This window comes from Pseudoalteromonas sp. DL-6, from assembly GCF_004328665.1.
In the GTDB taxonomy this organism is placed as follows: Bacteria; Pseudomonadota; Gammaproteobacteria; order Enterobacterales; family Alteromonadaceae; genus Pseudoalteromonas.
Map to the genome: position 1 here is coordinate 353,238 of NZ_CP019771.1, position 15,443 is coordinate 368,680.

The 15,443-nt window shown below is 41.1% G+C and carries 11 protein-coding genes; 3 read left to right on the forward strand and 8 right to left on the reverse strand.

The features are described from left to right. Nucleotides 1-103 precede the first annotated feature (103 nt). The 6 genes from B1F84_RS16665 to B1F84_RS16690 all read right to left on the reverse strand — a co-directional run bounded on the left by B1F84_RS16665 (nt 104) and on the right by B1F84_RS16690 (nt 9,334). On the reverse strand, nt 104-1,513 hold the full coding sequence (locus B1F84_RS16665) for an efflux transporter outer membrane subunit (RefSeq protein WP_131692130.1): 1,410 nt from the start codon (nt 1,511-1,513) through the stop codon (nt 104-106). Continuing rightward, nucleotides 1,513-4,644 (reverse strand): efflux RND transporter permease subunit, encoded by a 3,132-nt coding sequence (locus B1F84_RS16670; RefSeq protein WP_131692131.1) that lies wholly within the window; start codon nt 4,642-4,644, stop codon nt 1,513-1,515. The genes B1F84_RS16665 and B1F84_RS16670 overlap by 1 nt, the downstream gene beginning before the upstream one ends. An 11-nt stretch (nt 4,645-4,655) precedes the next feature. Further along, nucleotides 4,656-5,819, reverse strand: a complete 1,164-nt coding sequence (locus tag B1F84_RS16675) for an efflux RND transporter periplasmic adaptor subunit (protein WP_076919678.1) — start codon at nt 5,817-5,819, stop codon at nt 4,656-4,658. A gap of 218 nt (nt 5,820-6,037) precedes the next feature. After that, nucleotides 6,038-7,327 carry a hemolysin family protein gene (locus B1F84_RS16680; protein WP_131692132.1) on the reverse strand — a complete coding sequence of 430 codons (1,290 nt, stop codon included), beginning with the start codon at nt 7,325-7,327 and terminating at the stop codon, nt 6,038-6,040. Between the two features lie 111 nt (nt 7,328-7,438). Next, on the reverse strand, nt 7,439-8,140 hold the full coding sequence (locus tag B1F84_RS16685; protein WP_131692133.1) for a transporter substrate-binding domain-containing protein: 702 nt from the start codon (nt 8,138-8,140) through the stop codon (nt 7,439-7,441). An 84-nt stretch (nt 8,141-8,224) separates the two neighbouring features. Then, a complete protein-coding gene (locus B1F84_RS16690) occupies nt 8,225-9,334 on the reverse strand; it encodes an arginase family protein (protein WP_055011940.1) in 1,110 nt (369 codons plus the stop codon). A 422-nt stretch (nt 9,335-9,756) separates the two neighbouring features. On the opposite strand from B1F84_RS16690, the gene udp reads away from it, so the two are divergent. Continuing rightward, nucleotides 9,757-10,512, forward strand: coding sequence for a uridine phosphorylase (gene udp, locus B1F84_RS16695; RefSeq protein ID WP_008112319.1), 756 nt, complete (start codon nt 9,757-9,759; stop codon nt 10,510-10,512). Here the strand turns inward: udp and cdd are convergent. Further along, the gene (cdd, locus tag B1F84_RS16700; RefSeq protein WP_131692134.1) at nt 10,501-11,430 is read right to left on the reverse strand and encodes a cytidine deaminase; all 930 of its coding nucleotides are present in this window, start codon (nt 11,428-11,430) and stop codon (nt 10,501-10,503) included. The two genes, udp and cdd, sit on opposite strands and share 12 nt — an antisense overlap. Nucleotides 11,431-11,554: 124 nt before the next feature. Continuing rightward, nucleotides 11,555-14,200: a phosphoenolpyruvate carboxylase gene (gene ppc / locus B1F84_RS16705; protein ID WP_131692135.1), complete on the reverse strand. Its 2,646-nt coding sequence runs from the start codon at nt 14,198-14,200 to the stop codon at nt 11,555-11,557. Nucleotides 14,201-14,320: 120 nt separating this feature from the next. On the opposite strand from ppc, the gene B1F84_RS16710 reads away from it, so the two are divergent. Both B1F84_RS16710 and B1F84_RS16715 read left to right on the forward strand, forming a co-directional pair. Then, nucleotides 14,321-14,719, forward strand: a complete 399-nt coding sequence (locus B1F84_RS16710) for a DUF393 domain-containing protein (protein WP_131692136.1) — start codon at nt 14,321-14,323, stop codon at nt 14,717-14,719. Then, nucleotides 14,716-15,441: an SDR family NAD(P)-dependent oxidoreductase gene (locus B1F84_RS16715; protein WP_131692137.1), complete on the forward strand. Its 726-nt coding sequence runs from the start codon at nt 14,716-14,718 to the stop codon at nt 15,439-15,441. Before B1F84_RS16710 ends, B1F84_RS16715 begins: the two co-directional genes overlap by 4 nt. Nucleotides 15,442-15,443: the final 2 nt, after the last annotated feature.

Below are 15,443 nucleotides of genomic sequence, written 5' to 3' on the forward strand. Positions count from 1 at the left end.
ATATTTAACGCCTACCCCTTAATAATAAAGAGGTAAGCGTTAAACGATATTGCTTTGCTACGCATGAAACTGGTGATGACTAACCGATTTTATGCGTACTATTTTACTTAACGTTTGGAGCGGTTACTGGCCACCCACCGCCAACGGCTTTGTACAGGTTGATTTGACTTGCAATCAGCGCTTGTTGACCGGTGATCAGTTGCTGTCTTGCGCTATACCAAGTTCGCTGAGCGTCGAGCACTTGCAAAAAGCTATCGACCCCTTTATCGTATCGCGCCTGTGACAAGTCGTAGGTTACTTTACGGCTTTGTAGTAGCTGTTCAAGTGCACTTAATTGCGCATTGTAACCTTCTCTGTCAGCAAGCACGTCAGCAACTTCACGAAACGCTTGCTGAATTTTTTGCTGATACGTTGTAACAGCAACTTGTTGCTCTGCATTAGCGACATCTAAATTTGCTTGGTTACGCCCCATAGTAAAAATAGGTAAATTTACCGACGGCATAAAGCTCCACGTGCCCGATCCAGCATCAAATAAGTTACTTAAATCACCTGATGCAGTCCCTGCATTGGCCGTTAAACTAATACTTGGGTAAAACGCAGCACGCGCAATACCTATATTCGCATTTGCGGCAAATAACTGGTGCTCGGCCGCTTTTATATCTGGGCGCTGTGTTAGTAAATCAGACGGAAGGCCGACAGGTACGGCCGGTAAATCAAGTAAAGTATTCAACTCTTTGGTCGGTAGTAAGTCTTGACCCACCGTTTTACCTACCAATAAATCAAGTGCATTTTTATCACGTTTTAATAAACGCTGATATTTTGCAATATCAACCTTTGCAGTAGCTACAGTGCTTTTTAATTGCTCTAGCGTAATCTCAGAGGCAGCCCCTAAATCAACACTTTTTTGCGTTAAAGATAAAGAAGCTTGCTGCGATGACAATGTCTCTTCTGCCAAGGCAAGTAATTGTTGATCGGTCGCATAATTAAGCCACGCATTTGCCAGCTCAGAAATTAACGACACCTGCATGCTATATTCACTAAGCTGCGTAGAGTAAAGCGTTTGTAATGCTTGCTCTGATTGATTACGTACTTTTCCCCATAAATCTAACTCATAAGCAGTCATGCCTACCGTGGCACTATATTGAGAGCTAATTTGAGGCTGACCACTGGCTGATAAATCAGCTGGCAAGCGTTGACGACTTCCCGTCGCGTTTAAATCAAGTGACGGATATAAAGCCGAATCTTGAATTTGATATAAACCACGCACTCGTTGCACATTAAGTGCTGCTATTTGCAGGTCTTTATTGTGCTCAAGGCTCTGTGATATCAATGTTTTAAGTTTTTCATCATTAAAAAACTGCTGCCATTTTAATGATGAAACTTGCCCTTTGCCTGCCTCTGATGCATAAGCATCAGGGACAGGTAAATTAAGCGCTTCTTGCTGAGGAGCTAACTGACATCCAGATAAAATAGCTAAAGTTAAAGCACTAAAACTGATTGCTCTTACACTCATTATGCTTCCTCCTGCGAGCTGGTTTTAGCTTTACCTGAAAACAGTCTGCGTACTAAAACAAAAAACAAGGGCACAAAAATTACCACCAGTGATGAAGCAGCAAGTGTTCCGCCAATGATTGAAATACCTAAGGCGTTTTGTGCACCCGAGCCTGCACTTGAGGCTATTGCAAGCGGTAATACACCACAAATGAATGCCATTGAGGTCATTAAAATAGGGCGTAAACGAAGTCGTACGGCTGCAATGGCTGAATCAACTAAGCTCAATCCTTCATCCATTTTATGATTAGCAAATTCAACAATTAATATCGCATTTTTAGAGGCAAGCCCTATGGTGGTTAATAAACCAACTTGTAGGTAAATATCATTTGATAAATTACCTAAAAAAGCAGCCATAACAGCACCCAATATACCCAGAGGTACAATCATCATTACTGCAAATGGGATAGACCAACTTTCATAAAGTGCTGCTAAACACAAAAATACAAATAATAGTGAAAGGCCATACAGAAGCGGTGCTTGGCCACCACTTGAACGTTCTTGGTATGAAATAGCAGTCCATTCAGAGGCAATACCATTAGGTAATTGCTTTACTAAGCGCTCCATTTCATCCATGGCCTCACCTGTACTGTAACCTGGCGCAGCACTGCCTTGAATTTCCATAGCTGAAAAACCGTTATAGCGCTCTAGACGAGGCGAGCCATATGACCAATATGAACTAGCAAACGCGGAGAATGGCACCATGTCGCCGCTCTTATTTCGCACATACCATTTATTTAGATCCTCAGGCACCATGCGCGCATCGGCCTTACTTTGCAGATATACCTTTTTAACGCGGCCACGGTCGATAAAATCGTTCACATAACTACTACCCCAAGCAGTCGAAAGCGTACTATTAATATCACCTTGTGATAAACCAAAGGCTTCTGCTTTTGCAAGATCAATATCCAGTTGTAATTCAGGCATATCTTCTTGCCCATTAGGACGAACACCTGCCAGTATTGGACTTTGACTCGCCATACCTAATAACTGATTACGTGCTTTTAATAGCTCATCATGACCTAAACCAACCCGGTCTTGTAAAAACATATTAAAGCCATTAGCAGTACCAAGTTCAATAATAGCCGGAGGTGGGAATGCAAATACAAACGCCTCTTTTATCGTTGAAAAATAGCCCATGCCTTTTCCTGCAACCGCCCCCACTGATAAGTCGTCACGTTGGCGCTCATCCCAGTGCTTTAAGCTCACAAAACCAATAGCTGAGTTTTGTCCTGAGCCTGCAAAGCTAAAGCCGGTAACCGTGAAAATTGAAGCAACAGCTTCAGACTGTTCCTCCAAATAATGGTTTTCTACTTTTTTAACCACTTCAAGCGTTTGCTCTGTTGTAGAACCTGCAGGCAGCATTACTTGGCTAAACAAAATACCTTGGTCTTCGTCCGGTAAAAACGCAGTGGGTAAGCTTGAAAAAATAGTGACCATTCCACCGACAATCAAAACATAACTAAGCAAATAGCGTTTAGAGTGCTTGATCATTCGCCCAACAAAGCCTTGTGCACCTCTATTGGTTTTATCAAAACCACGGTTGAAGCCTGAGAAAAAACGACCTATAAAGCTACCATCAGTATGCACATGACTCGGTTTTAATAACGTAGCACACAATGCAGGCGTTAAAATAAGCGCCACTAATACCGATAACCCCATTGCTGTTACCAGCGTTATTGAAAACTGACGGTAAATAACCCCTGTAGAGCCACTAAAAAATGCCATAGGAATAAATACCGCCGACAGCACCATGGCAATACCCACAAGCGCGCCCTTAATTTCATCCATAGACTTTCGCGTTGCTTCGACCGCAGAGAGCTTTTCTTCTGTCATTAAACGTTCTACGTTTTCAACTACCACTATCGCGTCATCGACCAACAGACCAATGGCCAGTACCATGGCAAACATAGTGAGCGTATTAATTGAATACCCAAAGGTAAATAGAACGCCAAATGTACCTAAAAGCACCACAGGCACAGCAATTGTTGGGATAATAGTTGCTCTAAAGTTTTGTAAAAATAAGTACATAACAACAAACACTAGTACTACGGCTTCTATTAAAGTATGTACTACTTTTTCAATTGAAAGTGCAACAAAGGGAGTGGTGTCATAAGGCACAACCGCTTCAAGTCCTTGTGGGAAAAACGGCTTAAGCTCTTCAAGTGCATCTTTTACCCCCTGCGCGGTATCAAGCGCATTGGCACCACTGGCTAACTTTACACCGAGTCCTGATGCAGGCTTACCATTAAAACGAGCAACCACACCGTAGCTTTCACCGCCAAGTTCAACATCAGCAACGTCTTGTAAACGTACAACCGACCCATCACTGTTGGTTTTTACTAAAATATCTCTAAATTGCTCTGGCGTTTGTAATCGACTTTGTGCAGTAACAGTTGCATTAAGTTGCTGCCCAGCAAGTGACGGCATACCACCGAGCTGACCTGCTGACACCTGTGCGTTTTGTGCTTTAATTGCCGCTGATACATCGTTCGGGGTTAGCTTATAGTTTTGTAATTTAGCCGGATCGAGCCAAATACGCATTGCATATTGAGAGCCAAACAACTCCACTTCACCCACACCATCTACACGCGACACAATGTCTTGCACGTTCGACGATACATAGTCACCAATATCAATATTAGTCATACTGCCATCTTGCGACACAAAACCAACAACTAGCAAAAAGCTTGATGATGATTTAGCCACTACCACACCTTGGCGCTGTACTTCCTCAGGTAATAATGGCGTAGCGGTCGCTAATTTATTTTGCACTTGAACTTGGGCAATGTCTGGATCGGTTTCGGCATCAAATGTTAACGTCAGTGTTGCTGAACCGCTCGACTGTGAGGTTGATGACATATATAACAAGCCATCTAAGCCTTTCATTTTTTGCTCAATAACCTGAGTCACCGAGTCTTCTAAGGTACGTGCAGATGCACCAGGGTAGTTAGCTGTAATGGTAATCGCTGGCGGCGCAATAGACGGATACTGAGCAACAGGCAGGCTTTTAACGGCAATAATACCCGCAAGCATAACCACAATCGCCAATACCCAAGCAAAAATAGGCCTATCGATAAAAAATCGTGACATAAAACTCTCCGTTATTGGCTGTTATTTGCAGAAGACTGCACAGCAGTTGCCGTAACAGGTGCACCCGGGCGAATCTTTTGTAGCCCTTCCACAATCAATTGGTCGCCATCGGCTAAGCCTTCGCTCACCAACCAATTAGCGCCTAAAGTGCGCTCTACTTTTAATACACGGCTTTCAACTGTGTTGTTTTTGCTAACAACCATAGCTGTAGGTTCACCTTTAGTATTTCGGCTTACACCACGTTGAGGCGCTAGTATTGCGTCTGACTTAACACCTTCAACCACCTCAGCACGTACATACATACCTGGTAGTAGTAGCTTTTCAGGGTTTGGAAATTTAGCACGTAGCGTTACCGATCCAGTACTTGGATCAACAGTGACTTCTGAGAACTGTAATGTGCCTTTATGAGGGTATGCAGAACCATCTTCCATTATTAGCTCTACGTCGGTTTGTGTTGTAGAGTCGACACCTAAAGCACCTGATGCCAGTGCTCTTTTGAGTTTAGTTAACTCATTACTTGATTGCGTTAAATCAACATAAATAGGATCAAGCTGCGTAACCGTTGCCAGCGCACTTGTTTGACCTGCGCTAACTAATGCGCCCACAGTAACGCTTGATTTACTAATTTGGCCGCTAATTGGCGAAGAAACATGGCTATAATCAAGGTTAATTTGCGCGCTTTGTAATTGCGCTTTTGCCGTTAATAATTCTGCAGATGCCTGTTTAAACGCGGCATCAGCTTCATCAAAGTCTTGCTGGCTTACAGCTTTAATTGCTAATAATTCTTTATAACGAGACGCTTTAGATTTACTGCTGGCAATACTAGCTTCTGCGCGAGCAACCGCCGCTTTACTGGCGGCTAATTCTGCTTCAAAAATGTCAGGGTTGATTTGGTAAAGCGCTTGGTCTTTCTCAACCTGGGTGCCCTCTTCAAATAAGCGTGATTGTACAATTCCACTCACCTGAGGACGAATTTCAGCAATTTGAAACGCACTTACACGCCCTGGTAATTCTTTTTTAAGTGTTATTGCTTGGCTGTTTAATGTGACAACACCAACAGGAGTCGCTGCAGGAGCAGAAGCCTTAGGTTGCTCAGCTACCTGATCGCAGCCACTTAAAGCAACAGAACCAACGAGGGCTGAAAATACAAAAAAAGCGATGCGGGAGCGCTGCATGTTAAATACCTTTTAGTTTAGAATGAACGATCATTCTAAACTATAGTACAACAATTAAAAATAGCTACTGAGCAACATTTACACATTTTTACAATTGACTATAGTTATCACCAAATTAACTCAAACAATAGTTTTGCTGTAGCAGTAACACCCATAAAAAAGGCAGCCAATGCAAATGCATTGGCTGCCTTTAATAAATAATTTAATTTTAGCGGCTATTATTCGCTATCAGGATTTACCCTAGAGACAAGTAACTGCTCTATACGAATGCCTTCTACATCCACTACTTCAAATTTAAAGCCTGAAAATAAAATAAACTCTGCACGTTTGGGAATATGCTTCATGGTATAAATTAAATACCCGGCCACCGTTTCATAATGGTTTTGATCAGGGAACTCATCTATTTCAAGTACCTTAGCTAATTCAATAATAGGTGTTAAACCATCCACTAACCAAGAGTTAGCATCACGCTCAATGATTAACTCTTCACTTTGATGCGTTATTAAATCACCCATAAAGCCTTTCATTAAATCTTTAACTGTCACCACCCCAACCACTAGCGCATATTCATTGACCACCACTGCAAAAGGATGAACGGCAGTTTTAAACGCATTTAGCGCTTCAGATAAGCTCAGTGTTTCTGGTAAGTAAAAAATATCTTTATCGAGCATGTCATCGTTAATATTCGCTGCTTCACCTTTAAGCACTTGGCGTAAAATATCTTTTGACTCTACCGAGCCAATTAGCTTATCTAAATTGCCTTTACACACTAAAAAGTGATTATGCGGATGCTCAATAATTTTATTAGCTATGTCATCACTCGACTCATCAATGTCAAAGTACACCACTTGCTCGCGAGGTGACATCACGCTCGATAAAAAGCGCGCTTCTAAATCAAATACATTACCAATTAAGTCATATTCCTGCTGTTGCAAGCTGCCATATTCAGCACCCGCATCCATCATGGCAACAATATCCTCAGTAGTAACAATATCCTCACGCTCACTCGGCACTTTGAAAACCCGCAATACTATATTGGTTAAACCGTTAAAAAATAATACCAGTGGTGTAAGCGCGAAAGTAACCCAGCGCATAATTGTAACTACTCGCACAGCAACAGCTTCAGGTAAAATCATTGCTAAGCGTTTTGGGAGCAAATCAGCAAATAATATAAACAATGAGGTAATAATTAAAAAGGATAGCAAAAAGCTAATTTGTCCAAGTAACGGACCTTGATAAAATAACTGCAGTATTTCTTGCACGTAAGGCGATAATGCCTGCTCCCCAACAATCCCACCTAATATGGCAATCGCATTGAGCGTAATTTGGATCATGGCAAAAAAAGCCCCGGGCTGCTCTTGCAGCTTTAATACCGCCAGCGCTTGCACATTTCCTTCGTCGGCCATAACTCTTAACTTTATTTTGCGTGAAGCGGCAATCGAAATTTCTGACATCGCAAATAACGCACTCATCAAGATTAATAATGCAATCCCGATTAAATCACCCATTTATAACTCCAAAATAATCGCTTTTATTAGCAAAAGCAGCTGGATTATAGCCGCTTTTATAAACAGGGCAATTGATATTTATATAATATTATTTTCTTAATATTTTAATATTTATAGTTGCGATTCATACAAAGCAAAAGCCTTGCTAAGTTGCTGCTTTAATTTATTAGGTAGGTTTTTGTTACACGCAAAATATAAGGGAGCTTGGCTGACGTTGATGGGCATTAATGGCTCGAGCTGTAGTTCATTTAATAAGTGGGACTGTTCATGATTTATTCTCTGTGCAGGTATTACAACCAAATCAATACTGGAACTTCGCGCTCTAATTATTTTAAAAATATTATCAAAGCTATTAAACAGCATTAAATTTTCGTTTTCTTTAAAGCCTTGGGAGAGTAAATAGTGGTGGCTGTAATTATCTTTTAATACTGCAATTCTATATTGCTTTGCCTGTTCAAGGCTTGTTAGCACAATGCCTTTGCTCTTAAGTGAGTAGAAGTTAGTATCAAATTGAGCTAATTTAGCAAACCAAACAAAGCTACTCTCACGCTCAGGTGAGCGAGAGATTGAGAAGATACAGGTTTGTGGATCTCTCAATGCAATATTATAAGTCATGCTCCAATCGTTTACTGAAATTGAATAATCAATCCCAGCACTATCAAGCACTAATCGTACTATATCGGCAGCATCACCGACTAAATTGTTGTTCGCATCAAGATACTGCGCAGGTGCAAAATTCTCTGTTACAACAGTGAGTTTAGCTGCGCAGTGTTGGCTTACAATGAGTAATAATACAAAACACCACTTAATCACAATAACCCGCTCTATAAAATTTAAGACGTCACTTTTAAATAAAAGCCAATTAAATATAGCGGGTTATTTACAAATAGCAAAAAGTTAGCGATTCATTGCGTTAATTAAAAAAGCTGAAATTTTAGCGCCTTCTCTCAGTGTTGTCTCTGAGCTTGATTGACCCACTAAGGAGCTATCAGTAAACGGGGCTATTTCCATCATATCAGCTCCAGTAATAGGAAACTCATCAGCAATTGCTGACAAAATATCAAGCGCGTGCTGTGGCGTTAAGCCATTTTCTTCAGGCGTGCCTGTTGCTGATGCAAACTCTGCATCAAGGGCATCAATATCAAAGCTCACATACACTTCATCAACCTTGTCTGCTTTTAATTGCGCAATCGCATCAGCCGCAACCGCTGCTGCACCACGCTCAATAATTTCAGCAGCCCAATGTTGTTTAACGCCAAAAGTACTTTCCCAATGTGATTTAGGCTTACCACTTGAGCGAATACCAAATTGTATTAAATGATGCGGCGCTGGTAAAAATTCTAAAATATGTGTACACCAAGAGCCAAAACATAAATCAATGCCTAAACGTTCTACCAGTAAGTCGGTGTGAGCATCAAAATGAATAATTGCCGTGCGTTTGCCTTGTTCACGCTTAGCTTTTAAATACGCTTTTGTTAACGGGTAGCTAATTGAGTGGTCGCCACCAATACCAAAAATACCTTTATCTTGGAATGTCGCATAAAAGCTATCACACACATCTTCGGTAATAGACAATGGGCTCACATAATGATCGTTATTGTCATTACCGTACAGCGCTTTTTGGCAGTTGGTAATAGTGGCCTCATTTAAATACTTATCGTGCAATAAATGCGGTATTACACGTACATCACCTAAATCAAACGAACGACACTGTGTTTGTTGATCAATCAATGCTGAGCGTAAAAATAAAGGCCCCCAGTTAGCGCCACGTAAAATCCCACCACCGCAATCAGAGCTAATGCCTAGCATTACTGCTTTGTGTGGTGAATTAGGCAGCTCGTTAAGTGAGTCACGCCATAAAACATCGACATTTTCAGTTTGCCCATATAATTTATTTCTAAGCGCTGCTTTGCGTTCTTTAGCCGTATTAACCGTAAAAACACCGTCGCCAGGCGCACATAAACAGTGTTCAACTTTATCTTTAAATGCTTGAAATTGTGTGCTCATTGTAAACCCTTTTTCAATCTGAATATCTTGTCTATTATTGAGTAGTTATGCAAAACATCGCACGCTGAATTAATTTTAGATAATTTGCATAGTATGCTAAAAATCACAAGGCGCTTTATTTTACTCTCTTAGGTTAGTGGTAAATAAAAACCAAACCCACTTACTAACCAATTGAATATAAACAATTTAAATTATAGCTACCGACTGTTTAGCCTAGCTATTGGTTTGCTATGAGGTATGAATATAGTGTCTGAGCAAACAAGTCAACTGGCTCATTTTTCTAGTAATTTTTGCCATTGATTGAATATTCAGAGTTGGTGAATAAATCAAATTAAGTCAATACGGACATCCGTCCTGTACTTCACTTATGTTTCTCGTAATCATGGTAAATTGACAACAATTCTTATTAAAAAGGCTTAGTTATGGAAAAGGTATTTCACTTAGGACTGTGTATTGATGATTTAAAAGGTGCAAAACTGGCAATTGTTCCAGGCGATCCAGATCGTGCAGCACGTATTTCACAGTTCTTAGATAATCCAACCTGCCTTGCTCAAACGCGTGAGTTTCACATTTATTTAGGCCAATTAAACGGTCACTCTGTAGTGGTATGCTCAACCGGTATTGGCGGCCCTTCAACGTCAATTGCCGTTGAAGAACTGGCACAACTAGGCGTACGTAGCTTTCTTCGCATTGGCACAACAGGTGCAATTCAACCGCACATTAACGAAGGCGATATTTTAATTAGCCAAGCTTCGGTACGATTAGATGGCGCGAGTCAGCACTTTGCACCACTGTGCTACCCTGCCGTATCTGATTTTTTTGCCACGCAAGCCATGGTAAAAGCCTGTGAAAACCTCAATATTGATTTTCATATTGGTATTACCGCTTCAAGCGACACCTTCTACCCAGGTCAAGAGCGCTACGATACACACTCTGGTTATGTACCTAAGTCATTACAAGGTAGCTGTGAAGAATGGCAAAAATTGGGCGTAATGAACTATGAAATGGAATCGGCTACTTTATTTACCATGTGTGCTGCACTTGGCTTACAAGCCGCTTGTGTTGCAGGTGTATTGGTAAATAGAACACGTCAAGAAATTCCAAACGTGGACCACGGCGAGATTGAGAAAAAGTCTGTTGCCGTGGTGCTTGAAGCCGCTAAAGTGTTACTTGGCTAATGTTGCGCTAATAACCTCAAGTGTTGGTAAGCTATCAAAGCTTGCTAACACTGCTTTTGCTACCCCTGATTGGTTTTCATGACCAGCAGTTTCTAATAAAGTAATTGATTTTACTGTTTGCTTATCAAAACTTAATCCTGCTACAAACAATTGACTCACCGCGCTTTGCAATGGCGATAAGCTCGGGCTGTATGCTGCATTTTCAGCATAGCTGCCATAAAAGTCACCATTTTCAAAGGTGCTTATTTTTACCGCACTGTAATTTTGACTGTATGGAACATAAGCCGCTAAAGCATAGCTCATCAACTTGTCATCAAGCTCTGTCTCTTTAAAGCGATTAGTTTGCTCTGCCGGATTAAATAAGCTGTGCTCGTTACCTAAATCAGTTGGTCCAAATGAATGCGGTAACAGCTCTGCTAATTTAAAGTTTTCTGCTGGTAATAAAATATCAAGCTCTTTTGCATCAGCCAGTTCATTCATAAATTGACGACAGTACCCACATGGGACATCACTTATCGCTATTTTTAGCACTTTCTTAGCGCCATTTAACCACGCGTTATTAATCGCCGATTGCTCACCATGCACTACTAAACTGAGTGCTTGATGATCAAACTCCGCATTGGCACCAAAGTAAAAAGTGGTATTTTCTTGTGAATCAAGCCCTTTTACAATTGCGCCGACATGAAATTGAGAAATTGGTGCAACTGAAAATTCAGATGCCATAGGCACTAAGCCTTGCAATAAAGTATCTTCGCTAACATTAAGTTCGGTGCAAAGCGCTTTAATATCGCTTGAATGTAAAATACCGCGTTGATTTTTTAATTGACTACGTAGTGCTTGTGTTTGGGCTACGTTTAATGAGATGTGTGAATTGCTAAGTGCTGTATTATGTTGCACTTTAAAAGTTGCTGAAGCCATAATAGTTTTTATTTGTTCAATGGCTAAGTAGTGTAAAAGGTTGGCAAACGAAATACCAGCCTATTCAGCGTAAAAAAAGGGAACACGTCGCGTGTTCCCTTTTTTTGTTTTATTAAAATAGAGATTAACCTGTATTTCGCATACCCGCTGCAATCCCAGTCATGGTGATCATTAAGGCATTATCTATATCGCTTTCATTACCTTTATCATCGCCACGAGAGCGACGTAATAACTCAACCTGTAACACGTTAAGTGGGTCGGTGTATGGATTTCTAAGCCCAATAGACTCTTTGATCCAAGGCTGATCAGCCAATAGACTTTTTTGTGGGCTTAATGATTGCACCAAGGTTATCGCCTCACCAAGTTCCTCACGTAAAGCTACACCTAAAGGCTTGTACATGTCTTCCACCAGCGCATCATCATAATGCTCACTTAACCAACTATCCGCTTTGCTAAAGACCATTTCTAGCATTTCTAAACGCGCTCTAAAGAACGGCCATTGCAAACTCATTTCGCTTAAGGTTTCAATGCCATATTTCTCAAGCGCTGCTTTAAGGCCACTCAGAGCACCTAACCATGCTGGCAGCATTAAACGGTTTTGACTCCACGCAAATATCCACGGAATGGCACGTAAGCTCTCTACCCCCCCATTCGGATTACGTTTAGCGGGCCTTGAACCTAACGGTAATTTTGATAGCTCTAATTCTGGTGTTGCCATTCTAAAGTAAGGTACAAAGTTTTCATCGTGGCGTACCACATTGCGGTAGTGTTCACACGATACATCACTAATTAATGCCATCACTTCGCGCCATTGATCTTTTGGCTCTGGCGGTGGTAATAAGTTACTTTGCAGCACCGCCCCTGCGTATATGTTTAAGCTTTGTAATGCGACATTGGGTAAGCCAAATTTAAAGCGGATCATTTCGCCTTGCTCTGTCACCCTCAGGCCCCCTTTTAAAGAACCCGGTGGCTGCGAATGCAAGGCTTGCGCTGCCGGTGCACCGCCTCGACCAACCGTGCCTCCACGACCATGGAATAAAACCAGCTCTATACCGCGCTCATCCGCCAGTTGCACTAACTTGTCCATTGCCTCATATTGTGCCCAGCCAGCAGCCATCATACCGGCATCTTTGGCTGAGTCTGAATAACCAATCATCACATTTTGAGTATTTTTAATATGGCCTCGGTACCACTCATTATTAAGCAATGTAGTAATAACATTATGACCATCATTTAAATCATCTAAGGTCTCAAACAATGGTGCCACAGGGAGCTCAAAACCACAGCCTGACTCTTTAAGTAATAACTGCACCGCTAAAATATCAGAAGCGGTTCGGGCCATAGAAATAATATATAAACCAAAGGTTTTTGCATCTTGCTGTGCAATAACATCGAAGGTGTCGAGTACCTCTTGTACATCAGGGCTAGGTTGCCAATGCTTAGGAATAAGCGGACGACGAGAGTTAAGCTCAGCGAGCAAAAAGGCCTGCTTGTCTTGCTCTTGCCATTGATTGTAGTCACCAATACCTAAGTAACGAGTTAACTCAGAAAATACATCACTGTGTCTTGACGAATCTTGGCGGACATCCAGTTTTGCCAAACGCAGTCCAAAGCTATTTACTCGGTGGATCATATCCAGTAATAAGCCATCGGCCACCACTTGCATGTTGCACTTTAATAATGAACGATAACATGCCTCAATAGGGTGTTTAATTTGGTTAATATCGGTGATTAAATCTTGCGACTCAGTGCGCTTATTTTTAATTTTAGCGCTTAAATGCATCACCGTTTCTGCAACTTGATTTTTAACTTCTTTCAAAACAGCTCGGTACGGTTCAAACTCTTGCCCTGCCAGCTTAATAAGCTCATCGCTGGCATCCGACATTGAAAGTTCAGCACAGAGTGTTTCTAAATCACGCTGGTATAAATCCAGTGCCATCCAACGGCCATGATCGAGCACTTGCTTGGTTACTTCGGCAGTTACAAACGGGTTACCATCTCGGTCTCCGCCCATCCATGAAGTAAATTCTATCGGACTGTAATCTGCAGGCAATTCTAAGCTTAAATGCTGTTTTACATGCTGGCTAAACTCACGTAAAAAGCGAGGCACCGCTTCCCACAAACTGTTTTCAATAACTGCATAGCCCCATTTAGCTTCATCTACAGGGCTTGGGCGTGAACGACGAATATCGTCAGTATGCCATGCTTGGCTAATTAACTGCGCAATACGGTTTAATATTGCTTCGCGTTCTTGCGCAAGGTTGTCTGTACGCTCAAGCGACGCTAAACAATCGCTAAGTTCAACGTGTTTATTAATAATAGTACGGCGAGTCACCTCGGTTGGGTGTGCTGTAAGTACTAAGTTTATGTGGAGTTTTGAGAGGGTATCGGCTAAATGATTATGATTAAGCTGACCTTGTTCGGCCTTTGCTGCTAACGTTTTTAATGTTTGAGTGAGAGGGTTTAGTTGGCAAAAACCAACATCATTAAAACGTGATACGGTATGAAACTGCTCTGCAACATTCGCTAAGTTTAAAAAATGATTAAATGAACGGGCAACCGGTAAAAGCTCTTCATCACTAAGCGCATGCAGTACATCTATAAGCGCTTTACGATCGGCTTCATTGCCACTGCGAGATGATTTTGATAAAGCCCGAATTTCTTCTACTTTATCTAAAATATCTTGTCCTTGAGCATCTTTAATAGTTTGTCCTAATAATTGCCCAAGTAAATTTACATTACCTCGCAAGGCGGCATATTGTTCACTCATTTTTAGCTCTCCTTTGTTTCTTTGAGGCCTATTAATATCATTATGTTTACTTATTTAATAGATCCATTTGCAACAGCATGTCGTAAAAAAGCATATGTAAAATAAACACAAAGCGATGACATGATCATTTTTTACGATGGTAATTGCCCCCTTTGCAATGCAGAGATGCAGCATTTAAAACGTGCCGATGTTGATCATAAAATTACACTAGAAGATTTAAATTCTGATAACTTTAGTGAGCGTTTTCCCGCAATCGATAAGCAATACGCCATGAATATACTGCACGCCCAAACTGATAATGGGCAGATAATTTACGGCTTAGACGTGACTTATCAAGCCTGGCATACTGTTGGCAAATACCCTTGGCTCAAGATTATTCGTTTGCCCGTCATTCGTTTTTTTGCCGATCATGCTTATACTTTTTTTGCAAAATACCGTCATCACATTAGCCGTTTTTTAATGCCTAATGCACAGTGCAACTCAGGTCAATGTAATATCAAAACCAAAGGTGAAAAATGAAAACAGTGATTTTATTTGGCGCTAGTAGCGCCATTGCCCAATCTTACGTTAATCACTTAAACCAACAAGCAACACAATTTAATATTATTTGTGTCAGCTCATCGAACATTAATCACAGCGACATAAACGTAAACTATTTTCAGAGCGACTATTCAGCGCAAAGCCTAAACGAGCTAACCGAGTCGTTAAAATCTCAGCAAGTTGATATAGCTCAAGTGATTATATTTAATGGTCAATTACACAACGACCATCACATGCCAGAAAAAAAGCTTGAAGAAATCAACAGTGATTATTTTATGCAGCTTATGCACTCTAATTCGCTTGTACCCCTGCTGTGTTTACAAAGTATAGTGCCGCTGCTTAACCACAAAACTCACTGCACAATTACCGCTTTAAGCGCTCGTGTTGGTAGCATTAACGACAATAAATTAGGTGGTTGGTATACCTATCGCGCATCAAAATCAGCACTTAATATGCTATTTAAAACAGCCGCCATTGAGCTTGCTCGTCGCGCTAAAAATACTAAACTGATTTTATTTCACCCAGGCACTACAGATACACAGCTTTCTAAGCCATTTCAAAAAAATGTACCTGCCGATAAACTGTTTACCCCTGAGTTTGTTGCCCAGCAATTATTTAAATTTACTTACGAAAATCCACAATTAGAACTTAACAACGAACCTGCCTACCTAGATTGGCAAGGAAATACCATAAAATGGTAAGG